22 protein-coding genes are annotated in these 22980 nt (G+C 72.3%); 13 read left to right on the forward strand and 9 right to left on the reverse strand.

The window, feature by feature from the left end; genetic code table 11:
* Both E1265_RS37895 and E1265_RS07325 read left to right on the forward strand, forming a co-directional pair.
* Positions 1 to 555, forward strand: a 555-nt coding sequence (locus tag E1265_RS37895; RefSeq protein WP_207930989.1) for an RHS repeat-associated core domain-containing protein, incomplete at its 5' end; no start/stop codon positions are given.
* A 27-nt stretch (positions 556 to 582) separates the two neighbouring features.
* A complete protein-coding gene (locus E1265_RS07325) occupies positions 583 to 1329 on the forward strand; it encodes a barstar family protein (protein ID WP_132929410.1) in 747 nt (248 codons plus the stop codon).
* On the opposite strand, the gene E1265_RS07330 is transcribed toward E1265_RS07325, so the two are convergent.
* On the reverse strand, positions 1330 to 2133 hold the full coding sequence (locus tag E1265_RS07330; RefSeq protein ID WP_132929411.1) for a TIGR04222 domain-containing membrane protein: 804 nt from the start codon (positions 2131 to 2133) through the stop codon (positions 1330 to 1332).
* A gap of 243 nt (positions 2134 to 2376) precedes the next feature.
* On the opposite strand from E1265_RS07330, the gene E1265_RS07335 reads away from it, so the two are divergent.
* Positions 2377 to 3192, forward strand: coding sequence for a rhamnogalacturonan acetylesterase (locus tag E1265_RS07335; protein WP_243740593.1), 816 nt, complete (start codon positions 2377 to 2379; stop codon positions 3190 to 3192).
* A 63-nt stretch (positions 3193 to 3255) separates the two neighbouring features.
* Positions 3256 to 3615 (forward strand): hypothetical protein, encoded by a 360-nt coding sequence (locus E1265_RS07340; RefSeq protein ID WP_132929412.1) that lies wholly within the window; start codon positions 3256 to 3258, stop codon positions 3613 to 3615.
* Between the two features lie 203 nt (positions 3616 to 3818).
* Here the strand turns inward: E1265_RS07340 and E1265_RS07345 are convergent, their stop codons facing one another.
* The gene (locus tag E1265_RS07345) at positions 3819 to 4058 is read right to left on the reverse strand and encodes a hypothetical protein (protein WP_132929413.1); all 240 of its coding nucleotides are present in this window, start codon (positions 4056 to 4058) and stop codon (positions 3819 to 3821) included.
* A 342-nt stretch (positions 4059 to 4400) separates the two neighbouring features.
* On the opposite strand from E1265_RS07345, the gene E1265_RS07350 reads away from it, so the two are divergent.
* The 3 genes from E1265_RS07350 to E1265_RS07360 are packed head-to-tail and all read left to right on the forward strand — an operon-like array spanning position 4401 to position 5826.
* Positions 4401 to 5231 (forward strand): helix-turn-helix transcriptional regulator, encoded by an 831-nt coding sequence (locus E1265_RS07350; RefSeq protein ID WP_132929414.1) that lies wholly within the window; start codon positions 4401 to 4403, stop codon positions 5229 to 5231.
* Complete coding sequence (locus tag E1265_RS07355; RefSeq protein WP_132929415.1) at positions 5228 to 5440, forward strand: DUF397 domain-containing protein; 213 nt, start codon at positions 5228 to 5230, stop codon at positions 5438 to 5440. Before E1265_RS07350 ends, E1265_RS07355 begins: the two co-directional genes overlap by 4 nt.
* Positions 5437 to 5826 (forward strand): hypothetical protein, encoded by a 390-nt coding sequence (locus E1265_RS07360; protein ID WP_132929416.1) that lies wholly within the window; start codon positions 5437 to 5439, stop codon positions 5824 to 5826. The genes E1265_RS07355 and E1265_RS07360 overlap by 4 nt, the downstream gene beginning before the upstream one ends.
* 303 nt (positions 5827 to 6129) lie before the next feature.
* Here the strand turns inward: E1265_RS07360 and E1265_RS07370 are convergent, their stop codons facing one another.
* Positions 6130 to 7086, reverse strand: coding sequence for a LacI family DNA-binding transcriptional regulator (locus tag E1265_RS07370; protein WP_132929417.1), 957 nt, complete (start codon positions 7084 to 7086; stop codon positions 6130 to 6132).
* 180 nt (positions 7087 to 7266) lie between these two features.
* Between E1265_RS07370 and E1265_RS07375 the strand changes: the two genes are divergently transcribed.
* The 5 genes from E1265_RS07375 to E1265_RS07395 all read left to right on the forward strand — a co-directional run bounded on the left by E1265_RS07375 (position 7267) and on the right by E1265_RS07395 (position 12289).
* Positions 7267 to 8094, forward strand: coding sequence for an ABC transporter permease (locus tag E1265_RS07375; RefSeq protein ID WP_132929418.1), 828 nt, complete (start codon positions 7267 to 7269; stop codon positions 8092 to 8094).
* The gene (locus E1265_RS07380; protein ID WP_207930990.1) at positions 8091 to 8888 is read left to right on the forward strand and encodes an ABC transporter permease; all 798 of its coding nucleotides are present in this window, start codon (positions 8091 to 8093) and stop codon (positions 8886 to 8888) included. The genes E1265_RS07375 and E1265_RS07380 overlap by 4 nt, the downstream gene beginning before the upstream one ends.
* The gene (locus E1265_RS07385; RefSeq protein ID WP_132929419.1) at positions 8885 to 9898 is read left to right on the forward strand and encodes an ABC transporter ATP-binding protein; all 1014 of its coding nucleotides are present in this window, start codon (positions 8885 to 8887) and stop codon (positions 9896 to 9898) included. Before E1265_RS07380 ends, E1265_RS07385 begins: the two co-directional genes overlap by 4 nt.
* 35 nt (positions 9899 to 9933) lie before the next feature.
* Entirely contained in the window at positions 9934 to 11064 is a 1131-nt protein-coding gene (locus tag E1265_RS07390) for an extracellular solute-binding protein (RefSeq protein ID WP_243740594.1), read from the forward strand.
* A gap of 94 nt (positions 11065 to 11158) precedes the next feature.
* Positions 11159 to 12289: a hypothetical protein gene (locus E1265_RS07395; RefSeq protein WP_207930991.1), complete on the forward strand. Its 1131-nt coding sequence runs from the start codon at positions 11159 to 11161 to the stop codon at positions 12287 to 12289.
* A gap of 400 nt (positions 12290 to 12689) precedes the next feature.
* Here the strand turns inward: E1265_RS07395 and E1265_RS07400 are convergent, their stop codons facing one another.
* The 4 genes from E1265_RS07400 to E1265_RS07415 all read right to left on the reverse strand — a co-directional run bounded on the left by E1265_RS07400 (position 12690) and on the right by E1265_RS07415 (position 15509).
* Positions 12690 to 13190: an anthrone oxygenase family protein gene (locus tag E1265_RS07400; protein ID WP_132929420.1), complete on the reverse strand. Its 501-nt coding sequence runs from the start codon at positions 13188 to 13190 to the stop codon at positions 12690 to 12692.
* A 73-nt stretch (positions 13191 to 13263) separates the two neighbouring features.
* On the reverse strand, positions 13264 to 13899 hold the full coding sequence (locus E1265_RS07405; protein ID WP_207930992.1) for a PAS domain-containing protein: 636 nt from the start codon (positions 13897 to 13899) through the stop codon (positions 13264 to 13266).
* Positions 13896 to 15017: a pyridoxal-phosphate dependent enzyme gene (locus E1265_RS07410; protein ID WP_132929421.1), complete on the reverse strand. Its 1122-nt coding sequence runs from the start codon at positions 15015 to 15017 to the stop codon at positions 13896 to 13898. The genes E1265_RS07405 and E1265_RS07410 overlap by 4 nt, the downstream gene beginning before the upstream one ends.
* A gap of 195 nt (positions 15018 to 15212) precedes the next feature.
* Entirely contained in the window at positions 15213 to 15509 is a 297-nt protein-coding gene (locus E1265_RS07415; protein ID WP_243740595.1) for a WXG100 family type VII secretion target, read from the reverse strand.
* A gap of 294 nt (positions 15510 to 15803) precedes the next feature.
* On the opposite strand from E1265_RS07415, the gene E1265_RS07420 reads away from it, so the two are divergent.
* Positions 15804 to 20348 (forward strand): FtsK/SpoIIIE domain-containing protein, encoded by a 4545-nt coding sequence (locus E1265_RS07420; protein ID WP_132929422.1) that lies wholly within the window; start codon positions 15804 to 15806, stop codon positions 20346 to 20348.
* A gap of 33 nt (positions 20349 to 20381) precedes the next feature.
* Here the strand turns inward: E1265_RS07420 and E1265_RS07425 are convergent, their stop codons facing one another.
* A complete protein-coding gene (locus tag E1265_RS07425) occupies positions 20382 to 20720 on the reverse strand; it encodes a heavy metal-responsive transcriptional regulator (protein WP_132929423.1) in 339 nt (112 codons plus the stop codon).
* A gap of 184 nt (positions 20721 to 20904) precedes the next feature.
* The gene (locus E1265_RS07430; protein ID WP_132929443.1) at positions 20905 to 22677 is read right to left on the reverse strand and encodes an ABC transporter ATP-binding protein; all 1773 of its coding nucleotides are present in this window, start codon (positions 22675 to 22677) and stop codon (positions 20905 to 20907) included.
* Between the last annotated feature and the right edge of the window lie 303 nt (positions 22678 to 22980).

Genomic DNA, 22980 nt, shown 5'->3' on the forward strand with positions numbered 1-22980 from the left:
CTGTGGGGTCACGCCGCCCACCCCGACGCCACCACCGCCACCCCGCTGCGCTTCCCCGGACAGTACGCGGACGACGAGACCGGCTGGCACTACAACCTGCACCGCCACTACGACCCGGCCGCCGCCCGCTACACCAGCCCCGACCCGCTGGGCCTCACCCCGGCGCCGCACCACTACGGCTATGTCCACAACCCGCACACCTGGAGCGACCCGCTCGGCCTCGCGGCGCACCCGCCGCTCCGGCTCTCCGACCGGCACAACATCCCGGGCTCCATCGTCCGCGAGTACGACAACATCCGCCTGGGCCAGGGCACCCCCCGCATCGACCCGGCGACCGGACGCCAGACCATCCACCGCGCCGACCACGTTCCGCCACGCCAACGCGACCAGTGGCGCGGCTCGTTGGAGTGGGACGTGCCCGGCACCAACCACCGCATCCTGGAACGCCCGGACGGCCGCCTCGGCTTCGTCCTCAACCACGACTACAGCAGTCCGTTCATCTTCCCCGCCCCCTGGTTCCCGGACGGCGGGGTGCTGCCCAACCGGCTCCGCTGACCACCCCCCGCATGCGAGGCTGAACCCATGACCTTCGTTCTCCGCCACGAGGAGGCAGGACCGACCCTGGTCCACGCGCGCGAGCTCGCCGGCTTCTTCACCGCCCCCGAGGAGGGGGAGGGCGAGCAGGAGCCCGGCGGCTGGCGCCCCTTCCAACTCCTCGGCTGCTCCGTGTCACCCGAGGTGACGGGCCGCCGCGAACTCCCGAACGCGGAACTCGCCATCCTCGACCAGGCCGACCGCGTGATCGGCGCCTACTACGTCGGCGGGCCGACCGTCCTCGCCCAACACCCGGCCGTCGACGGCAGGTACGACGTCCTCCTCAACGGCTACTTCTTCCGCTTCCCGAACCCCGCGGCCGGCCCCGTCTGGGAGGAGTGGCGCCGCGGCTTCCCGCCCGCGCCTGGGGGCTGGGCCGCCGGCGGCCCCGACCACCGCGCCGGCTGGCTGGAGGCCGCCCGCGTCCACGCCTCGACGCCGGGCCTGCCGCCGACCGACGACCGGCCCGCCGGCACCGCCTACGAGCTCTCCGGCGACGCCGTCACCGACCCCCTCGCCTTCTACTGCGCGCTCGGCGAGGCGATCAACGGCCCGGCCGGCTACTTCGGCGCCAACTCCGACGCCCTCCGCGACTGCCTGGCCGGCGGCTTCGGCGCCCGCGTCCCCTTCCGGCTCGTCTGGCGCGACTTCGCGGTGGCGCGCCGGGCCCTGCCCGACCTCGACCGCCTCCTCGAACCCCTCCTTGCGGCCGGCGGCCAGATCGAGCCGAGCTAGCTAGCTCCCGCCGCCGCAGCCGCCTCCCCCGCCGCCCCCGCAGCTCGAACCACCGCCGCCGCCGATGTCGCCGGCGTGGAACGCGGTGCCGCAGGCCCCGGCGCTGTAGGTGGAGCCGTACCCGGAGCCGGTCCGCAGCCGGTGACCGCGCCGCCGCTCCGGCTGCCGGACCACCCGGAACCGCTTCTTCCGCCGCGCCCTGACCACCGCGTCCCGGCCGGCCGGCGTCAGCCTGCTGCCGCCGAGCGAGCGGCCGACCAGCAACAGCGCGACCGCGCCGGCGAACGTCCCCGGCACGGCGACGAACCACGCCAGGTCGGCGACCAGCAGCGCCCCGGCCATGCCGAGCGCCGCCACCAGGCACACCACGTCGTGGACCCGGCCCGCGAGCCGCCACGCCTCGTACCGCATGAGATCCAACAGCAGTCCGCGCTCGGCCAGTTCGTCGCTCACCGCCCACACGGGGTCGGACGCCGCGAGCCCGGCCAGGACGTCTTCCAGGGAGGCCGTCCAGTCCGTGCCGAACTGCGCCAGCAACTCCCGCTCCAGGTCGTCGTCCGCCACCGGGTGCAGCACCCGCAGCCAATCGCCGGCGAGCCTGACCCGCTCCTTCTCCCGCATCACCCGGACCACGGCGTCGGCCACCGTCTCGGGCCCACCCTCGAGAAACGCCAGTTCGTACGCGCTGCGCACCGCACCACCCCTGGCCACCGGCGGCTCCCGCCTGGCCCAGGCCCTCGTCGCCACGAGCCCCGCCAGACTCGCCACGACGCTTCCCACCAACACGACGACCACGACGCCCACGTCGCACCCCCTACGCCAGAAACCCCCTGTTCTGTCCCCTTCCTTCCCCCTGCTCGGCCGCCGACCCGCCGCCGGCCCAACTCCAGAGCTACATCTGAGCTTTCACCCGAGGACGGCAAACCCTTTCTGTCGAGGGCGCTCGGGCTGTCAGAAGCATTGACGTGGCGCCGGCGCCCTCCTACCGTCAACGGAGTTTTCACCAGCCTGCAAGCGCTTGCTCCACCGCCCGGGAGAGGGGCTCTCGTGATCAGGACCACCAGGACCACCCGCCGGAGTGCGATCGCGTCACTGGCCGCCCTACCGCTCGGCCTCGTCGCGGCCCCCACGGCTCTCGCCGACGCCCGAGAGGACAACCGCCCGGTGCCACGCACGCTCTACATCGCCGGCGACTCGACCGCCGCCCAGAAGTACGCCGCCGCCGCGCCCGAGACGGGCTGGGGCATGGCCCTCCCCTTCTTTCTGCGGCCCGCGCTGACGGTCGCCAACCACGCGATGAACGGCCGTAGTTCCAAGAGCTTCATCGACGAGGGCCGGCTGGCCACCATCCTGGCGTCGATCCGGCCGGGAGACCTGCTCCTGGTCCAGTTCGCCCACAACGACGAGAAGATCGAGGACCCGGCGCGCTACACCGAGCCCTGGACCACCTACCAGGACCACCTGCGCCAGTACATCGCCGGCGCCCGGGAGCGAGGAGCCCGTCCCGTCCTCGCCACCTCGGTGGAACGCCGCCGCTTCGACGCCTCGGGCAACGCCCTCCCCACCCACGGCGAGTACCCGGCCGCGATGCGGGCGTTGGCGGAACGGGAGCGCGTCCCGCTGCTCGACATCCAGGAACTCTCCCTGGACCTCTGGCAGAAGCTCGGCGTCGAGGAGAGCAAGCGGTACTTCAACTGGACGGCGACCGAGCAGGACAACACCCACTTCAGCCCCCTCGGCGCCATCGAGATCGCCCGCCTCACCGCCGGCCGCCTCGTGGCCGAAGGGGTGCTCCGGACGGCGGACGTGCGCCGGCTCGACGACGACATCCCCGAGTCCTGGATCACCTGGCCCGAGGGCTGAGTTCGTCACGGCTGCGGCGACTGGGCGGCCGTATCGTGAAGTGCGATGCCCAAGGGAGGCCAGATGAAGTTCTCCGTTCGTCCAGCCTGTTCGGATGACATCGCACCTATCGCCAACATCGTGCTCGCCCGCTCCGAGTGGCTGGAACAACGCGGGATGCCGAGTTGGCGCAGCGACGTCGAGATGGTGAGCGCGCAGGCCGAGAATCCGCACGGCACCATGTTCGTTCTGGAGGCGGACGGCCGCCCCATCGGTTGCACCACGGTGACGGACTCGACTCCGCCGATGGCGTGGACGGCGGAGGAACTGGCTGAGCCGGCACACTACTTGTACACGACCATCACCGACCCATCCCTCCGGGGGTGGGAGCCGGGCACCCTCATCGCACTGTGGGCCCTCACATGGGTCTCGGCGGGCGTTTGAACAACTCTGAGGGCCTTGGTGACGAACAGTCCGCAAAGCCGTGGCGGCGGTCCGGCGGAGGAATGAAGTGTCTTTCCATTGCGATCTTCCCATTTCGCTACTGAGGGATTCGGTCGAGTTCGTGGCTAATGCCAGGAGAGAGAGCGAGGATCCTCGCTGTTCAGGCTACCCATTTCGGCCCGCCACCCCTGGGCCGAATTTCGTCATCCCCACTCACCCGGCACGAACCGGTACGGGCGGGTGACGTGGGCCCGGTAGTCCAGGTGGCCGGGGTGCTCCCGCAGATGAGCCACCGCCCAGTCGGAGCCGTCTTCGGGCTCCTCCGACCTGCGGCTGAACAGGCCGCAGGAGAGGCACTGCATGGCCAGCCTGACGGGCTCGGCGTCGGTGGAGTCGTCGGGCCCGAAGACGCGGTCCCGGAACCGGTAGCGCGCGCGGGTCATCGCCAACCCTCACTCTTCAGCTGAAAGTTCGATTCGCTCTCGGCGTTGACCCGCCGCACCTTCTCCCGGAGCTCCAGGCGCTCACGCTCGGCATCCTTATCCTGAGCGGATTCGGGCTCCTGGGCGATTGCTTGATCACTGGCAGTCATGCGAACCCGCTTTCGTCAACTCGCCCGCACGGCGCGGTGGCACAGGGGCGTCAACCTGGGCGAACACGGGGTGTGTCGCGGTGGTCACCAAGGTGGCACAGTGGCGAGTGGAATCCGGGGCTTAACAAGCCGCGCGCAAGCCTGCCAGCTGCGGCGACTTCCTGCCCCGCCCGTGAGACGGGAGGTCATCGTCATGGAGGACACACCAGAGCCAGGCACCTTGAACCCGCTCCAGCGATTCGGGCGCGACGTCAGGCAGGTTCGCCTCGCGCGCGGGCTCACCCAGAAACACCTCGGCCGGGCGACCGGGTACTCGGAGGCGTACGTCAGCCGGGTCGAGTCGGGAAAGATGCTGCCGATGCCGAGCGAGCGCTTCGCGAAGGGGTGCGATGTCGCCTTCGGCACCGGGAACCTGTTCATCGGTCTCCTGCGCCGGATCGACCAGGGCGACCACCCGAGTTGGTTCGCCCCGTACCTCAACCTGGAGCAGAAGGCGTCGCGGATACTGGACTTCTCGACCACCCTCGTGGTCGGCATCCTCCAGACCGAGGACTACGCGCGGGCTACCTTCCGCGCCTACTACTCCGGCGCGAACGCCGAGACGATCGAGGACAAGGCCGCCACGCGACTCCGGCGCCGCGCGGTGTTCGAGCGGGACGACCCTCCGCTGCTGTGGGCCGTCCTGCACGAGTCCTGCCTGCGCACGGTGGTTGGCGGTCGCGAGGTCATGGCCGGCCAACTCGAGTACCTGCTGAAGGAAGCCGCGTCCCCGCACGTCAGGCTCCAGATCCTGCCCTTCTCGGCCGGCGCACCGGCTACCTCCACGAAACCCTTCACGCTGCTCCACTTCCCGGACTCGCCCACCGTGCTGTACACCGAGACCCGGGTGGGCGGCCGGATGCACGACTCCGCGCGCACGGTCGCGGCGGCGCAGGATGACTATGATCTGCTCAGGGCGAACGCGCTCTCCCCTGACGCGACACTGGCCATGATCACCAGTCTGTTGAAGGAGTTCCGGGCATGAGCAGCGACATGGACCTCGCCGCCGTCGAGTGGGTCAGGTCCTCCTACAGCGACGCCAACGGCGGACAGTGCGTCGAGTTCTCCCGCACGTGCGCGCCGACCGGCGTCATACCCGTGCGGGACTCCAAGGCTCCGCACGGGCCGGCCCTGATCCACAGCCCCCGCGGCTGGGCCGCCTTCGTCTCCGCCGTGCGCAGGGGCGCGTTGTGACCGCCGTGACCCGCCTGGTCACGCACGCCGAACTGGACGAGGCGGACACGACCGCTCGGCAGCTCTCGGTGTCGGCGCGGCTCGAAGCCGTCCTCGCGGACGGCCGAAGCGTGGTACTGCTCGACGATCGCGGTTGGGGCTCGTCGGGGGAGAACGTCCGGGCGTCGACCACGGTCGAGGACATCGAGGACACGGCCCGAATGGTGGTCGGTCCCGACGAGCCGTTCGGAGACGAGACGCGGGAGCAGGCGGAGGGCGGCCACTGGGCGGCCCTGGCCGACATCCTCAAGCGGCAGGGCGTGGACGCGGACGGTCCGGAGCTGGCGCGGCTGCCGCACGACGTCACGCTCGGCAACCGCCTCCACGCGTGGCTCGCCGGCTCCTGAACGCTTGGCGGCTTCCTCCGTTCAGGCGAGAGGAAGCGTCTCGGTGTCAGCCGTGTGTGCCGTGTGGCGTGGGACCTCAAGTCGCAGCCGACGATGATGACCAAACAGCGAACACGGATGGCAACTGGGTATGACAGGATCCGGTGCTCCATCGTGGGGCGAAGAGAGGCGGCGATCCAACTGGACTTCGCCTACTCCGACCTGGAGCCCGTCTTCGAGGAGTGCCTGCGCGACCTGGCGCGCATGCTCGCGCTCGACCGCACCGGCTGAGAGCGGATGGCCGGGGGGATGACCGGAGCCGCTTCAGCGGGGAATGACCACCGGCACCGAAAGTCGTAGCCGCGCCGCCGTCTCCGCCGTGTCGCGGGTCATCAGGTCGTGGAGGGCGGACATCGCCGTGCGGCCGAGATCCGCGCCGTCCACGTCGATGGTGGGCATGGCGGTGAGGCCGAGCGCCTCGGCCACCTGGCGCTCGATGGTGATGGCCATGCCGTCGGGGACCGGGACGCCGCGGGCGCCGAGGCCGAAGACGATGCCGAGGCCGAGCGCCGTGGCGTAGGGGATGACGGCCGTCGCGCCGCACTCGGCGAGCGCGGGGGCGACCTCCGTGCCGGCGGCGAACGTCGGCGGCATGGGGTCGAAGATGGCCAGCTCGGCCAGGCCGGCCGTGGCCGACCGGACGGCGGCTATCCGCTGCTCGTTCTGCCAGGAGCGGTTGGAGCCGCCCACCAGGGCGATCCGTTGGTGACCACGCTGGATGAAGTGGCGGGCGACGGCGGCGAACGCCGTCGCCGTGTCCGCGATCACGGAGGAGACGCCGGCGAGCTCGCGGTCGATGAGGACCGTCGGCTTGAGCTGGCAGGCGGCCAGCGTGCGGGACTCGGAGCCGAGCGGTGCCGTCAGCAGGAAGCCGTCGACCTGGGCGGAGAGCTGGGTCAGCGAGTCCAGGTCCGCGTCGTCGCGCAACGCGTTGACGACGACGGTGAGTTGGAGCCCCGACTCGGCGGCGCGGTGCTGGGCGCCGCCGATGATCGGGGTGAAGAACGCATTCTCCAGGGTGGGGACGACCACCGCGACGATCCCGGTGCGACCGCGCGCCAGCGCGGTGGCCGCCCGGTTGGGGACGAAGCCCAGCCGCTCGGCGCTCTGCCGCACCCGCAGCACGGTCTCGGGCGCGACCAGCGCCGGGCGGGAAAGCGCCCTGGACGCCGTGGACTTGGAGACGCCGGCGGCCCTGGCGACGTCGTCGAGCGTTGGCACCGGACTCCTCAATCGTGTGCGGGCGATCTTACCCAGGGTGAAGGGCGCTCGGGGACTTTTACAAAGAGTTAATAACGCCCCCTGTACGCGGCACCGCTCAGCAAACTACTGTCACCGCAACCGGTTGCGCAACCGGTTGCGGACACAGAGAGCAACACAGAGAGCTACCCAGGACACACTTTGATCCGATCGCGCCGAATAGCGCTCGCGCTGCTGCTACCCGGGCTGGCCCTGCTCGTGGGAGGCGTCGTCGCGCCCTCCCTCGTGATGCTGCTCTCGCCACCCCGGGTGGAGACGGGCGAAGTCCTCGACCGGCTCGGCCAGATGCTCAGTGACCCCTACGACCTGGAGATCATCTGGCGGACGCTCCGCGTCGGCCTCGTCGTCACCGCGATCTGCGTGCTGCTCGGCTTCCCCACCGCCTACCTGCTGGCCCGCTCCCGCTCTCGCTGGGCCGGCCCGCTGCTCGCGCTGGCGATCTTCCCGCTGCTGCTGAGCAACGTGGTGCGCACCTACGGCTGGCTCGTGGTGCTCGGCAGCAACGGCGTGGTCGGGCGGGTGATCACCGGTCTCGGCATCTCCGACGAGGCGCCGCAGCTGCTGTACACCGAACTCGCCGTCGTCCTCGGCTTGGTGCAGCTCTTCCTGCCGCTGGCCATCGTCACCTGCTACTCGGCCGTCGCCCAGGTCGACGCCGGCCTCGACGACGCGGCACGCGGGCTCGGCGCCGGGCGGACCAGGACCATGTGGAGCGTGGTGATCCCGCTCTCCATGCCGGGCATCGCGATGGCCGCCACGCTCGTCTTCGCCGGCGCCGTCACCGCCTACACCACGCCCTACCTGCTCGGCGGATCCCGGCAACGGATGCTCTCCACCCAGCTGTTCAGCTACTCGGGCGTCACCCTCGACTGGGCGGCGGCCTCCGCCACGGCGATCGTGATGACGGTCCTCGTGCTCCTGGTCTACGTCGCCTCGACCCTCGCGAGCCGGAAGGGGCAGATCAGGTGAAGCGCAGGAGCCCCGTCGCCGCGGCGCTCGCCGTGCTCGGCTACGTGGTGATGATCGTCCCCATCCTCTTCGTCGTCGCCACCGCGTTCACCGGCGGCGAGACCCTGCGGTTCCCGCCCGAGGGCTTCTCGCTGCGCTGGTTCGAGGAGGCCACCGGCTACCGGCCGTTCACGGACGCGCTCGTCTCCAGCCTCCAACTCGCGGCCGTCTCCACCGTGTTGGCGCTGGCCGTGGGCATCCCGGCGACGTTGGCGATCATGCGCGGCCGGCTGCCTGGCAAGGCCCTGGTCGAGGGCCTCTTCCTGTCCCCGCTGGTGCTGCCCGAGCTGGTGGTCGGCCTCGCCCTCTTCCAGCAGCTGATGCTCCAGATGGAGTTGGACAACTTCCAGGCGCTGCTCATCGGCCACACCGCGCTGCTGCTGCCCTACGCCGTGCGGGTCACCGGCGCCTCGCTGGTGCTCGCCGACCCGGCCCTCGAGGAGGCGGCCCGTGGCCTCGGCGCCTCGCCGCTGCGGACCTTCTTCACCGTGACGCTGCCGGTGCTGCGGCCCGGCATCATCTCGGCCGCGCTGCTGAGCTTCGTCACCTCCTTCAACAACGTGCCGATCTCGCTGCTGCTCCAGTCCCGCGACTTCCGCACCCTGCCCGTCACGATGCTCGACTACGTCCAGCAGAACTACACGCCGATCATCGCGGCGATGTCCACGCTGCTGCTGGCCGGGACCGTCGTGCTCGCCCTCGTAGCCGAACGCGTCCTCGGCTTCGCCCGCATCTTCGGAGGCATAAACCGATGACCACCGCTGCCGAGTTCGTGGGGGTCAGCCGGCACTTCGGCGACTTCACCGCCGTCGACTCGCTCGACCTCGCCATCCGGGAGGGCGCCCTCACCACGCTGCTCGGGCCGAGCGGCTGCGGCAAGACGACGTCGCTGCGGATGCTCGCCGGCTATCTGGAGCCGTCGGCCGGGACGATCAGGATCGGCGGTGAGGACCACACCGCGACGCCGCCCGAGAAGCGCGGCCTCGGCATGGTCTTCCAGTCCTACGCGCTCTTCCCGCACATGACGGTCGCCGCCAACGTGGGCTACGGGCTCAAGCTGCGGAAGGTGGCGAGGCCCGAGCGCGACCGCCGGGTCGCGGAGGCGCTGGAGCTCGTCGGCCTCGGCCACCTCGCCGACCGCAGGCCCAAGGCGCTCTCCGGCGGCCAGCAGCAGCGCGTGGCGCTGGCCCGCGCCATCGCGATCCGGCCGCGGCTGCTGCTGCTCGACGAGCCGCTGTCCAACCTCGACGCCCGGCTGCGGGTGCAGATGCGCGGCGAGATCCGCCGCATCCAGGCCGAGACGGGCCTGACCGTCGTCCTGGTCACCCATGACCAGGAGGAGGCGCTCGAGATGTCCGACCACATGGTGGTGATGAACGCGGGCCGGGTGATGCAGCAGGGCGCGCCCGACGCGTTGTTCCCGGCGCCCGCCAACCGGTTCGTGGCCGAGTTCCTCGGCTACGAGAACTTCCTGACCCTGCCCGGGCGTGGCCTGGTGACGGTGCGGCCCGAGCTGCTGACCGTCACGACCGGCGACGCGGCGAGCGGGGAGACCGCGGTGTCCGCGACGGTGCGGGCGATCGCCTATCGCGGGGTCGAGGTCCGCGTCTCGCTCGACGCGAAGGAGGCCGAGGGCGCCACCACGCCGCTGGTCGCCTCGCTGCGGGGCGACGCGCTCACCCCGGACGACCGCGCCGCGCTGCACCCGGGGGGCAGGGTGACGGTCTCCGCGCGCCCCGACCATCTGGTGCCGCTCGCCGGCTGAAGCCCCAGTACCCGCACGAACGGAGCACAACCTCCATGACGACGACCTCCGTGACACCCCCCATGAAGCGGACGAGACGACGACTGCCCAGGCTGGTCACGGTGGGTGCCGGGGTGGCCGCCACCGTGCTGACCCTCAACGCCTGCGGATCCGACTCGTCGGACGGCGCCGGCTCCGGCGGCGGAGGCGGGGACGGCCTGGAGGGCGCCACCATCGTGGTGTCCACCTTCCCCTTCGGCGTCGAGGACTTCGAGGCCAACATCGTGGAGCCGTTCGAGCAGGCCACCGGCGCCACGGTGGAGATCGAGAGCGGCAGCAACGCGGACCGGCTCACCCAGCTGCAACTGGCGGCCGGCGACCCGGGCATCGACGTGATGCTGATCTCCGACACCTTCGCGGCACTCGGCCAGGACCAGGGCCTCTTCCAGGAGTTCGGCGCCGAGGAGGTGCCGAACCTGGACGCCATCGCGGAGTTCGCGGTCGACGACGCCTACGCCGGCCCGGCCTACACCTACCAGCTCAACGGCGTCCTCTACCGGACGGACGAGCTGAGCGCCGAGGAGGCCGCGGACTGGGGCACGTTCGGCGACCCGGCGCTGGCCGGCAGGGTCGCGCTGCCGGACATCTCGGCGACCGCCGGGCAGTTGACGGCCTCCGGCATCGGCGAGCAGTTCGGCGACGGTCCCTACGACATGGACACCGCGTTCGGCACGATGGGCGACTGGGCGCCGGACGTCCTGCAGTTCTACAGCTCGACCACCGAGGTCACCAACCTGATCTCCCAGGGCGAGATCGCGGCCGTGCCGACGATCAGCGCCTTCGTGCCGCCGCTGATCGCGGCCGGCGAGCCGGTGAACTGGGTGCCGCCGGCCGAGGGCCGCTACATGGCGACGAACCGGCTGATGATCCCGGACGGCGCGCCGAACACCGAGGGCGCGTACGCCTTCATCGACTACATGCTGTCGGTCGAGGGGCAGCAGGCGAGCGTGGAGTCGGACCTGCCGGTGAACCCGGACGTGGCGCCGTCCGAGACGTTCGCCGAGCTGATGGGCGAGGCGGCCACCGACCCCGTCGCGGCCGGGTACCAGACGCTCGACCCGCAGCAGTTGGTGGACAACCGCACCGAGTGGGTGGAGCGGTTCGCCCGCGAGGTCTCCGGCGGCTGAGCCGGGCCCGTTCCCTCCCCCCACCCACAGACGCCCGGGCCGGCGACGCGGCGCCGCCCTCGCCGGCCCGGGCATGCCATCGCGTAAGTGAGCCATGTCTGAGACACCGAACGACGCCGACCTTGAGTATCTGGCGCGGATGCCCAAGGCGGACCTGCACGTTCATTTGATCGGTACCACGCGGGCCTCGACCTTCGCCGAACTCGCCCGCCGGGCCGGTCTCGACCTGCCCGACGATCCCAAGGCCATCTGGCGGGACATCAACTCGCTGCCACCGGACCCGGAGTTGTACCGGAACACCCGGATCCCGGTGCCGCGGGGGCGGGCGCCGGACGAGCCGGAGGTCTCCTACTCGCTGTTCCGGGCGAGCGGTTGGGTCGAGGAGGCGCTGCGGGACGCGGACGACTTCACCCGGATCACGTACGAGGCGTTCGAGGACGCGCACCGGGGCGCCGTCCGGCACCTGGAGCTGCACATCGACGACGTGCCGCCGCGGTTGGCCGGCCTGGGCTTCCACGGCATGGTGGAGGCGTGTGCGGAGGGCATCCGGCTCGCGGAGCGCGACTTCGGGATGACGGGCCGGCTGATCGGCTCGATCGATCGCAGCAGGGACGCCGGGTGGGCGCTCGACTACGTCCGGCGCGCGGTGGCCAGGGAACACGAGTACCTGGCGGGGATCGGCCTGGTCAACCTCGAGACCGCGGGCCCGCCCGAGCGGTTCGCGGAGGCGTACCGGCTGGCCGGCGAGGCCGGGCTGCGGCGCACGGCGCACGCCTCGGAGCACGCGCCGGTCGCGGTGAACACCGTGACCTGCCTCGACCTGCTGGGCTGCGACCGGATCGACCACGGCTACTACGTGCTGGAGGACGACGCGGTGGTGGCGCGCTGCCGGGACGAGGGCGTGCCGTTCACCGTCATCTCCACCACCTCGCGCCGCTCCTGGCGGCCCTGGCGCCGGGCGTCGATCGCCGCGATGGTGGACGCGGGCCTCAACGTGATCCTGGCCTCGGACGACCCGGGGATGTTCCCGACCAGCCTCGCCGACGAGTACCGGATCGCCGCCGAGACCATCGGCGTGCCGCGGGCCCGTCTGCGGGAGATGGCCCTCCACTCCATCGACGCCGCGTGGCTCCCCCCGACCGACAAGGCGGCGGCCCGCGCCCGCTTCGAGTCGGAGTTGGCCGCGCTGGACGCGACATTCGCCGCGCGGCAAAGCCACGATTGACGCCGCGAAGTCGGCGCGCGCCGCCGTAGGCCACGGCGCGCCGGCTCGGCGGGCGACCGGGGGCGCGGCAGAGGGCCGGCCGGGTGTCTGCCGTCAGCCACTCGACGCGTGCGGCGCGCGGGGGTGTCGGCCACCATACCCGCCCGCGCGGTTGCGGACGCCGCGCCGCCGGCCCGGCGCGGAGTGCCAGGTGAAGGCGCCCCACGTCATCGCCCGACCGCCCGACCGCCCGACCGGTCGGCCAGGCAGGGCGGGCTCTCCACGCCAGCGGCCCGCCAGGGCCCGCGCTTCGCGCCAGCGGTCCGGCGGCCTGCTCGCGCGAAGCGTGGCCGCGGCCGTGCGGTCGAGCCGCGATCGTCCTGCCGCGGTGCCGGCGGCGCGGCCACGCCCCCGGCAAGGGTCACGCTCCGCGTGACCACACGCAGAGGCCGCCGGCGGAGAGGAGGAGGGTGAGAGTGGCGAAGGCGGCGCGGGTGGTGTTCCAGGGGGTCCAGCGTGGGCTGTAGTCGGCCCAGGAGCCGCCGGCGGCGAGGGCGTCGTTCAGCGGCACGTTGACGGCGGCGGTCGGCAGGAAGGTGCCGAGCAGGTAGACGACGGCGGCGAGCAGGAACGCCCAGCCGGCGGCCCGGTGGCCGAGCCACAGCAGCAGTCCGCCGGTGGCGCCGGCGGTCAGCGGCACGGCGGTGAAGGCGGACAGGAAGAGCGGGTTGAGTATCCGCTCATTGACGCGGCGCATGGCCTCGGCCGCCGCCTCGGGGTCGAGCGAGTCGAGCCCGGGCATCACGGCCACCGAGAAGCCGAAGAAGAGGCCCGCCATGGCGCCGGCCGCGAGCAGGGTCAGGACGGCGGTGACAACGGCGACCGGCGCGGTCGCGGCGGGGGCGGCGGTGGTGATCGACATGCCTCAAGGAAACGGCCGGGGACCCGGCCGCGGCCATCGTCGGAAGCCGCACCCGCATAAGCGGTCGTCTCGCCTACCGGAGGTGGTTGTAGACGGTGGCCCGCGAGACGCCGAGGACCTCGCTCAGGGTGGGGACGGCGTGTTTGACCTGGAGGAGGCCCCGGTCGCCGAGCTCGCGGACGAGTTCCCGCTTGTCGGCGGCGCGCAGCCCGCGCGGGCTCGCGCTGCCCCGTGCGGTGGCGAACTCCTGGGCGGCGGCGCGGAGCTCGTCGAGGGTGCGGGCGCGCAGGGTCTCGGTCGGCGGCCGGTCCCGGTCGTCGGTGCGCGCCAGCGCCGTCAGCGCGTCGGCCGCGGCGCCGAGGACGGAGACGTCCAGGTTGAGGCAGATGGCGGCGACGTAGTGGCCGGTGCTGTTCCGGATGCCGATGGAGGTGCTCTTGGCGGGGCGGCCGTCGGGGAAGCGGTTGGGGTAGTTCTGCAGGACGTCGGGGTAGTCGGGGTCCTGGACGCGGGCCAGGCCGATCTCGGTGGCGGGGTCGCCGACGGCGCGTCCCGAGAGGCCGCTCTCGATGGCGCGGACGGCGTGCCGGGGGTCGCGGAGGTCGTGCAGCACCACCTCGCACAGGCCGGGGAACATCCGGCCGATGGCGGTCACGATCTTCTCGGCCTCGCGCAGCAGCAGTTCGTCCTCGGGCAGCGGTGCGGTCACGCGGCGCTCCCGGGGGCGAGGAGGTGGCTCATCAGGTGGGGCGCCTTGAGGCCGCTGCCGGTGAGGATGATCACGGTCGTCTCGCCGGGCCGGATCGCGCCCCGGGCGCGGAAGGCGTCGACGGCCGCGGCGGCGGTGGCGCTGGTGGGCTCGGCGTAGAGGCCGGCGGCGGCGAGCCCGCGCACCGCGGCGGCGATGTCGGGTTCGGGGACGGCGACCGTGTCGCCCGCGGAGCGGCGGATCGCGGCCAGCACCTCAAGGGCCCGCACGGGGTCCCGGATGGCGGCGCCCTCGGCGATGGTGGGGGCGAAGGCCGCCGGGGCGAGGCCCTGGTACGCGGCGTGCAGCGGCGCGCAGTTGGCCGGCTGGGCGACCAGCAGCCGGGGGCGGCGGGCGATGTGGCCGGCGGCGAGCAGCTCGCCGAAGCCCAGGTCGCAGCCGAGCACCAGGCTGCCGGCGCCGGCCACGGTCACGACGGCGTCGGGGGCGGTGAAGCCCAGGTCCTCCCACAGCTCGTAGGCGATGGTCTTGGTGCCCTGGAGGAAGAGCGGGTGCCAGTTGTGGCTGGCGTAAGGGGTGTCGGCGGCGCGCCGCAGCGCCTCGGCGGCGGTGGCGTCGCGGTCGCCGGGGACCTCCTCGACCTCGGCGCCGTAGGCGCGGCTCTGCAGGATCTTGGCGGGGGAGGTGCCGGCGGGGACCAGGATGCGGGCGCGGATGCCGGCGGCGGCGCAGTAGGCGGCGACCGAGGCGCCGCCGTTGCCCGAGCTGTCCTCGACGACCTCGGTGACGCCCGAGGCGGCCAGATGGGAGACCAGCACGCTGACGCCGCGGTCCTTGAAGCTGCCGGTGGGCGCGAACCACTCCAGCTTGAAGCGGACGTCGGCCCCGCCCCACTCCCCGGCGACCAGCGGGGTGCGCCCCTCGCCGAGCGAGACGGGTCGCGGCGCGACCGGCAGGGCCCGGCGGTAGCGCCACAGCGAGCGCTCCGCGGTGTCGACGTCGGCGGGACCGAGGCCGGGCAGGGGGGTGACGGTCAGCGGGGCCCCGTCGTCGCCGCGCCACCGGTCGGGGGTGATGGCGTACGTCCGCCCTGACCGTTCGTCGAGGTAGTGCGGCATCGCGCCCCCAGCGGAAGTTAGAAGATCTGACTAACTTTGGACAGTCTGTCCAGTCGAAGGCGGACCGTCAAATCACGAGGACATTGGGGAAATTCTGTGCGGAGGACCGACAAGTGGGCGGAAGAAAAGCGAGGGGCGGTGCCCCGGCGCACACCCAGCGCCGCGACACCGCCCGGTCCCGAACGGTGACGAAGGTCAGCCGCCGCGGATGCCACTCTCCAGGGAGGTGTCGGTGTCCTCCAGGGCGTCGGCAGCGGTGTTCAGGAAGTCGCCCATGCCGTCCAGGCCCTCGAGCATCTGCCGCGCACCGGTGGTGAACTCGGTGAACGACTCGCCGAACGCCCGGCCGGAACGCGCCGAGTAGCCGTCCTCGATCAGGCCCTCGATGTAGGTGCGCAGCTCGTCGAGCTTCGCGTCCATGTTCGTGTACTCGGTCTTGAGGCGCTGGCTGGCAAGCCGCATGTCCTCGTATGTGATATCCAGGTCGGCCACGAAGACCCCCTCCTCGATGCGCGGAGGCCCGTCCCCCCGCTGGATTGCTTATGTCTGGCGTGGCGCCCCGGCTTCCGGTGCGGCCACGCTCCTGGCAGCCTACGTCCGTAAGGCACGAGCCGACACCCCCGGTCAAGGGGCCGTCTCCCGTGCGCCACGGTCACCAGCCTGGACGCAGGGCGGGCCGTGGCGGTTGCAGTGGCGCACGCCCGAATCCCGTCGACCGGAGGGATGCAATTATGGGCATGTCCACTACGGACATGCAGGCAACGTAGGGCAAAGGGGAGGAGCGCCGTGCGTCTGACGCTTACCGTCGTCGACCCGGTGGGAGGACACGCCGCGGACGCCGTGATCGACGCGGCTGCCGAGACCCAGCTCGCCGATCTGGCACCGGAGTTCGCCCAGGTCGTGGGATCCGGCGGCTATGGCGGCGAACCCGTGCACCTCTTCGTGGGCGGCCAGTACCTCGATCCCTCGCTCACCCTCGCCCAGTCGCCGCTGCGCGAGGGCAGCGTGGTCAGCCTGCACAACGCCAACGGCTGCTGGCCGGGCGAGCCGGCCGGCGTCGTCGAGCTGCGGGTCGTCGGCGGCCCGGCGGCCGGCGCCGTGCACCGCCTCGGCCACGGCAAGATCGAGGTCGGCAACGGGCAGAACGTGCACGTCCGCGTCCAGGACCCGACCCTGCCCGAACGCGCCTTCACGCTGCGCGTCGCGGCCGACGGCACGGCCAAGGTCACCGTCTACACCGAGTCCCAGCCCCTGATCGACGGCGAGCCCTTCACGCACACCGAGGGCGACCGCGCCGACTGGAAGCTCGGCAAGCAGCTGGCCATCGGTGACTCACTGTTCGAACTCACCCCGTACTTCCCGCCGGACGCCGCGCTCAAGGTCTCCGAGGACGGCGTCGGGCTCGACTACAACCGGCCGCCTCGGCTGCTGCCGCCCGAGCGGGAGACCAAGTTCACCCTGCCCCGGCCGCCGGGCGAGCGGGAACGCCGGCCCATGCCCTGGCTGATGGCCCTGCTGCCGCTCGTCGGCGCCGTCGCCATGGCCTACCTGTTCGACCGTTGGATGTTCCTCATGATGGCGTTCCTCAGCCCCATCATGCTGCTGTCCAACTACTTCATGGACAAGAAGCGCGGCCGCATCACGCACGCCCAGAAGGTCGCCGAGTACACCGAGCGCAAGGCCAGGATCGAGGCCGACGCCAGGACCGCGCTGATCGCCGAGCGCTTCGCCCGCCGGCACGCCGCGCCCGATCCCGCCACCGTCCTCGCCCAGGCCACCGGGCCCCGCACCCGCCTCTGGGAGCGCCGCCGCACCGACAACGACCACCTGCTGCTGCGCGTCGGCACCGCCGAGCTCGACTCCGAGGTCATGCTCAACGACCCCGAACAGGACGAGCACAAGCGCCAGGTGCTGTGGAAGATCGCCGACGCGCCCATCACCCTGCCGCTGCGCACCCTCGGCGTCATCGGCTTCGCCGGACAGGGCGACACCGCACGCGCCCTCGCCCGCTGGGCGGTCGGTCAGCTCGCCGTCCTGCACAGCCACGTCGACGTCCAACTGTTCGTGCTCACCGACGGCTCGGGACAGCACAGCTGGAACTGGGTGCGCTGGCTGCCGCACGCCCGCCCGCTGCCCGAGCAGAACACCAACGTGCTGGTCGGCACCGACGCCGAGACCATCGGCGCCCGCATCGCCGAGCTGACCGCCCTCCTCGACGCCCGCCAGAAGGCCCGCAAGGACGCCCGCAGCAAGGGCCAGACCACGTTCAAGGACCCCGACATCGTCGTCGTCTTCGACGGCTCGCGGCGGATGCGCTCGCTGCCCGGCGTCATCCGGCTGCTCACCGAGGGGCCAGCGGCGTCCATGTTCGCCATCTGCCTGGACGACGAGGAGCGGTTCCTGCCCGGCGAGTGCCAGGCCGTCGTGGTCGCCGAGCCCGACCCGAACAAGGCCACCAGCGCCAGCCCGCGCCAGGCCGGCTACGCCACCGGCTTCCACACCTTCCTCGCCGCGCCCGCGATGGGTGGCCAGCCCGGCGCCCCCGGCGTCGACCAGCCCGGCGGCTCCACCCTCACCCGGGTCGCCGACCGGCTGCGGGTCGAACAGGCCGGCGCCTGGCGGATCAGGGGCGTCCGCCCCGACTGGGTGCTGCCCGAGTGGTGCGAGCTCCTGTCCCGCTCGCTGGCCCCGATCCGCGACATCAGCGGCGAGTCGGAGGACGCGGCGCTGCCCTCCGCCAGCCGGCTGCTCGACGTCATCGAGATGGAGCCGCCCACCGCGGGCGCCATCGCGGCCCGCTGGCGGCTCGGCGGCCAGTCCACCGAGGCCGTCATCGGCGAGTCCTACGACGGCGCGTTCGCGATCGACCTGCGCCGCGACGGCCCGCACGGCCTGATCGCCGGCACCACCGGATCCGGCAAGTCCGAGCTGCTGCAGACCATCGTCGCCTCGCTCGCGGTGGCCAACACCCCGGACAACATGACCTTCGTGCTGGTCGACTACAAGGGCGGCTCCGCGTTCAAGGACTGCGTCCAACTGCCACACACCGTCGGCATGGTCACCGACCTCGACAACTACCTGGTCGAGCGCGCCCTGGCCTCGCTCGGCGCGGAGCTCACCCGCCGCGAGCACATCCTGGCCGGGGTCGGCGCCAAGGACATCGAGGACTACCAGGACCTCATGCGCCGCAACCCGGGGAGCCTGTCCCCGCTGCCCCGACTCCTCATCGTCATTGACGAGTTCGCCTCGATGGTCCGCGAACTGCCGGACTTCGTGAAGGGCCTGGTCAACATCGCCCAGCGCGGTCGCTCGCTCGGCATCCACCTGCTGCTCGCCACCCAGCGGCCAAGCGGCGTCGTCTCGCCCGAGATCCGCGCCAACACCAACCTCCGCATCGCGCTGCGCGTCACCGACGGCAGCGAGTCGACGGACGTCATCGACGCGCCCGACGCCGGCTTCATCGCCAAGTCCACGCCGGGACGCGCCTACGTCCGCCTCGGCCACGCCTCGCTCGTGCCGTTCCAGTCGGGACGCGTCGGTGGCCGCCGCCCCGGCGCCGTCGACCCGGCCGTCTCCCGGCCCTGGCTCGGCCGCCTCGACTGGCACGACCTGGGCCGCGCCGCGCTGCGCCGCCCGCCGGGCCAGAAGTCCGAGGAAGAGGAGATCACCGACCTCAAGGTGCTGGTCGACGCCGTCATCGAGGCCGACCACCAGCTCGGCTTCCCCAAGCAGCACAGCCCCTGGCTGCCCGCGCTGCCCGACAAGGTGCTGCTCGCCGAGCTCGAACACCCCGTCCCGGCCGGCACGCTGCGCGCCGCCCCGTACGGCGTCGAGGACCTGCCCGAGCAGCAGGCCAGGCGACCGCTGGCCGTCGACTTCAAGACCTTCAGCCACATGCTGGTCGGTGGCCAGCCCCGCAGCGGCCGCTCCCAGCTGCTGCGCACCATCGCCGGCTCGCTCGCCTGGGTCCACTCCGCCGCCGACGTGCACATCTACGGCATCGACTGCGGCAACGGCGCGCTCAACGCCCTGACCAAGCTGCCCAACTGCGGCGCCGTGGTCAGCCGCACCCAGGTCGAGCGGGTCCGCCGGCTGCTGCGCCGGCTGCGGCAGGAGCTCGACCGCCGCCAGGAGATGCTGGCCAGGGACGCGCTCGCCGACATCAGCGAGCAGCGCGCCACCGCCGCGCCCGAGAACCGGCTCCCGCACATCGTGGTGCTGCTCGACCGCTGGGAGGGCTGGGGCAACACCCTGGGCGAGATCGACCACGGCGCCCTCACCGACGAGCTGTTCACGATGATGCGGGAGGGCGCGAGCGTCGGCATCCACCTGATCATCGCCGGCGACCGCAGCGTGCTCTCCGGCCGGATCGCCACCCTCACCGAGGACCGGTACGCGCTGCGGCTCCCCGACCGGGGCGACTACAGCGGCATCGGGCTCAGCGCCCGCAAGGTGCCGGAGAACATCCCCGACGGCCGCATGATCCGCAACCAGGCCGCCACCCAGATCCAGGTCGCGGTGCTCGCCGACGAGCTGACGGGACAGGCGCAGGCCGCTGCCCTCGAGTCCATCGGCGCCTGGGCCCACGAGCGGGACAAGGACGTGCCGCGCGCCAAGCGGCCGCTGCGGGTCGACGTGCTGCCCAGCCGGCTCACCTTCGAGGACGCCTGGGAGATGCGCGACCCGGAGGCATCCGAGTCCCGGCTCTGGGGCCTGGTCGGCGTCGGCGGCGACGAACTCATGGGCTACGGCCCCGACCTCGGCCAGGGCACCCCGGCGTTCATCGTCGGCGGCCCGGCCAAGTCGGGGCGCTCCACGGTGCTGATGATGCTCGCCAGGTCCTACCTCAAGCGCGGCATCCGGCTGGTCATCGCCGCGCCCCGGCCCTCGCCGCTGCGCGAGCTCTCCGGCCAGGAGGGGGTGCTGCAGGTGTTCACCGGCGACAACCTCACCAACAAGGAGGTGCGGGAGGCCATGAGCACGTCCTCGCTCGCCGACCCGATCGTCTTCGTGATGGACGACGGCGAGGACCTGCGCCGCTGCGACGCCGGCGACGAGCTCAAGACCATCCTCAACCAGGGGTCGGAGCTGGGCCGTTACCTGATCCTCGGCGGCGACGAGGCCGACCTCGGCAGCGGCTTCTCCGGCTGGCAGGTCGACGTCAAGAAGGCCAGGCGCGGGGTGCTGCTCTCGCCGAGCACCCACCGGGTCGGTGAACTCATCGGCGCCAGGCTGCCGCGCAGCGCGGCCGCCGAACAGCCCACCCCAGGCAAGGGCATCCTGCACCTCGGCGACGGCACGCCCTTCACCGTCACCACCCCGGCACCCTAGCCGCGGACGCACGGACGAGGCCCGCCGGTCGGCTCACCCGCAGCCCGTCAGCTCGCGCAGCGCGTTGCGGGCGTGGGTGAGCTCGGCCAGGCGGGCCTCGACCTGACGGAGCTGGGCGGCGATCAGGTCTGCCACCGCGCCGTTGGGCGGTTGGCCGCTGTCGCGGATCGTCAGGACGTCGCGGATCTCGGCCAGGCTGAGCCCGGCCGCCTGCGCGCCCCGGATGAAGACCAGCCGGTCGGCGCTCTCCGGCGGGTAGTCCCGGTAACCGGAGGGGGTGCGCGGCGGTTCCGGGAGTAACCCGGCCCGCTCGTAGAACCGGATGGTCTTGGCGGTCACCCCCGCCGCGTGTGCCAGCGTGCCAATGCGCATGTCTTCAAGGATATGGACGTGGCAAGAGCCGCGAATCGGCCAAGCCGGGGCCTTGGCAGCGCAGCCTTGGCAAGTCCCGGTGCGGTGTCCGGGCCCCGCGGGGGGCGCGGGGCCGCGACACCGGGCGGCTCCGCCGCGTGGGCGCGAACGGCCGGAGCGGCACCCACGGTTGCCCGGCCGTAACTCAGCCGAGCTCCGCCGTGGCCAGGAACTGGGTGGCCGCCAGCTCCGCGTACAGCGGGCTTTCGGTGACCAGTTCGCGGTGGGTGCCGATCGCCTGCACCCGGCCCGCGTCCATCACCACGATCCGGTCGGCCGAGGTCACCGTGGACAGCCGGTGCGCCACGACCAGCACCGTGGTGTCCCGCGCCACCTCGGCCACCGTGTCCCGCAGCGCCGCCTCGTTCACCGCGTCCAGCTGGGAGGTGGCCTCGTCGAGCAGCAGCAGCCGCGGCCGGCGCAGCAGCGCGCGGGCTATCGCCACCCGCTGCCGCTCGCCGCCCGACAGCTTGGTGCCGCGGTGCCCGACGACCGTGTCGAGGCCGTCCGGCAGCCGGGCCACCAGGCCGTCGAGCCGGGTGGTCCGCACGGCCTCCCGCAGCGCGTCCTCCCCGCTGTCGGGCGCCCCGAAGAGCAGGTTCTCCCGCAGCGTGCCGGAGAGCACCGGCGCGTCCTGCTCCACGTAGCCGATGGCGGCCCGCAGTTCGGCCAGGTCCCACTCGGTCACGGCCACGCCGTCCACCAGCACCCGGCCGTCGGTGGGGTCGTAGAAGCGCTCGATCAGCGAGAAGACGGTCGTCTTGCCGGCGCCCGACGGGCCGACGAACGCCGTCAGGCCGCGTGGCGGTACGACGAAGTCGACGCCGTGGTGGATCTCCGGCAGCTCGGGCCCGTAACGGAAGCGCACGCCCTCGAAGGTGACGGAGGCCGGCGGCGCGCCCGCCGGCACCGACCGCACCGCGCCGCGCGGCGCCGACTCGGACGGCAGCGCGGCCACCTCCTGGATCCGGCTGATCGCCGCCGCGCCCACCTGGTACTGCGTGACCGCCTGCACGACCTCCTGGATCGGCGCCATCAGATAGAAGACGTAGAGCAGGAACGCCACCAGGGTGCCCACCGAGATGGCGTCCGTGGCCACCCGGGCGCCGCCCACCGCCAGCACCGTGATGAACGCGATCTGCATGGAGAGCCCCGCCGTGTTCCCGGCCAGCGCCGACCACTTGGCGGCCCGCACGCTCTCCCGCCAGGACGCCTCGGCCGCCCGGCGCACCGCCTCCTCCTCGCGCCCCTCGGCGCCCGAGGCCTTGACCGTGCGCAGCGCGCCGAGCACCCGCTCGAGTGCCGCGCCCATCTGCCCCACCGACTCCTGGGCCCGCTTGCTCGCCCGGTTGATCAGCGGCACGATCAGCCCAATGACGACGGCGGCCAGCGCGATCACCGTGAGGGTGACGCCGAGCAGCACCAGGTCGACGAAGCACATCATCATCAGCGTGGCCACCAGCGTCAGGCCGCCGGTGCCGAGCCCGACCAGCGAGTTGGTGGTCATGGCGCGCAGCAGCGTGGTGTCCGAGGTGGCGCGGGAGAGCAGGTCGCCCGGCTCGGTGCCGTCCACCGCCGAGACCCGCAGCCGCACCAGGAAGCCGATCAGCGAGCGGCGGGCCGTCAGCACGACCGACTCGGCGGTGCGCTGCAGCACATAGGAACCCAGCGCGCCCACCCCCGCGTTGGCGAGCACGAGCAGGCTCATCAGCAGCAGCGCGGCGCCGATCGGGCCGTCGTCCGACAGGTTCTCGATCAGGCCCCTGGCGACCAGGGGCAGCGCGAGGCCGGTGGCGCTGGTGACCAGTGAGAGCAGCGCGCCCGCCAACAGGGCGCCCCGGTGCGGGCGGACGTAGTCGAGCAGCACCCGCCAGGCCGGCGGGTCGCTCGGGGCGTCGGCGGGCGAAGCGGGCGGCAGCGGCGCGCTCTCGGTACTGGTGGTGGGCACAGACGAAGCCTCTCAGATCGGGGGCGCTCACCACCCCGTCATATCTTCCAGACGCGACCTGCACGCTGTGGGTTGTTCGCGCCGGCGCACGCCGTCCCTTCACAGCGCGCAACAGTCACCACCTTGCGTGCGTGCTTGACCCCTGTTTGAATTTGCCCCCTGCTGCCCTGGCGTTGCGAACGAGACCTATCGTGGCGCGCGTTGAGCAAGTGGGTCGGCTGTGGCAAGTCCCCGGCCGGGGTTGGTGTGCTCGGTCGACTTCCGGGTGGTTGC

It is taken from the genome of Streptomyces sp. 8K308 (assembly GCF_004348315.1).
Classification (GTDB): domain Bacteria; phylum Actinomycetota; class Actinomycetes; order Streptomycetales; family Streptomycetaceae; genus Streptomyces.

Coding starts and splice junctions, on each gene's coding strand:
- E1265_RS07325 (WP_132929410.1), top strand. CDS start 583: ATGACCTTCGTTCTCCGCCACGAGGAGGCAGGACCGACCCTGGTCCAC.
- E1265_RS07340 (WP_132929412.1), top strand. CDS start 3,256: ATGAAGTTCTCCGTTCGTCCAGCCTGTTCGGATGACATCGCACCTATC.
- E1265_RS07345 (WP_132929413.1), bottom strand. CDS start 4,058: ATGACCCGCGCGCGCTACCGGTTCCGGGACCGCGTCTTCGGGCCCGAC.
- E1265_RS07350 (WP_132929414.1), top strand. CDS start 4,401: ATGGAGGACACACCAGAGCCAGGCACCTTGAACCCGCTCCAGCGATTC.
- E1265_RS07355 (WP_132929415.1), top strand. CDS start 5,228: ATGAGCAGCGACATGGACCTCGCCGCCGTCGAGTGGGTCAGGTCCTCC.
- E1265_RS07385 (WP_132929419.1), top strand. CDS start 8,885: ATGACCACCGCTGCCGAGTTCGTGGGGGTCAGCCGGCACTTCGGCGAC.
- E1265_RS07390 (WP_243740594.1), top strand. CDS start 9,934: ATGACGACGACCTCCGTGACACCCCCCATGAAGCGGACGAGACGACGA.
- E1265_RS07395 (WP_207930991.1), top strand. CDS start 11,159: ATGTCTGAGACACCGAACGACGCCGACCTTGAGTATCTGGCGCGGATG.
- E1265_RS07400 (WP_132929420.1), bottom strand. CDS start 13,190: ATGTCGATCACCACCGCCGCCCCCGCCGCGACCGCGCCGGTCGCCGTT.
- E1265_RS07410 (WP_132929421.1), bottom strand. CDS start 15,017: ATGCCGCACTACCTCGACGAACGGTCAGGGCGGACGTACGCCATCACC.
- E1265_RS07425 (WP_132929423.1), bottom strand. CDS start 20,720: ATGCGCATTGGCACGCTGGCACACGCGGCGGGGGTGACCGCCAAGACC.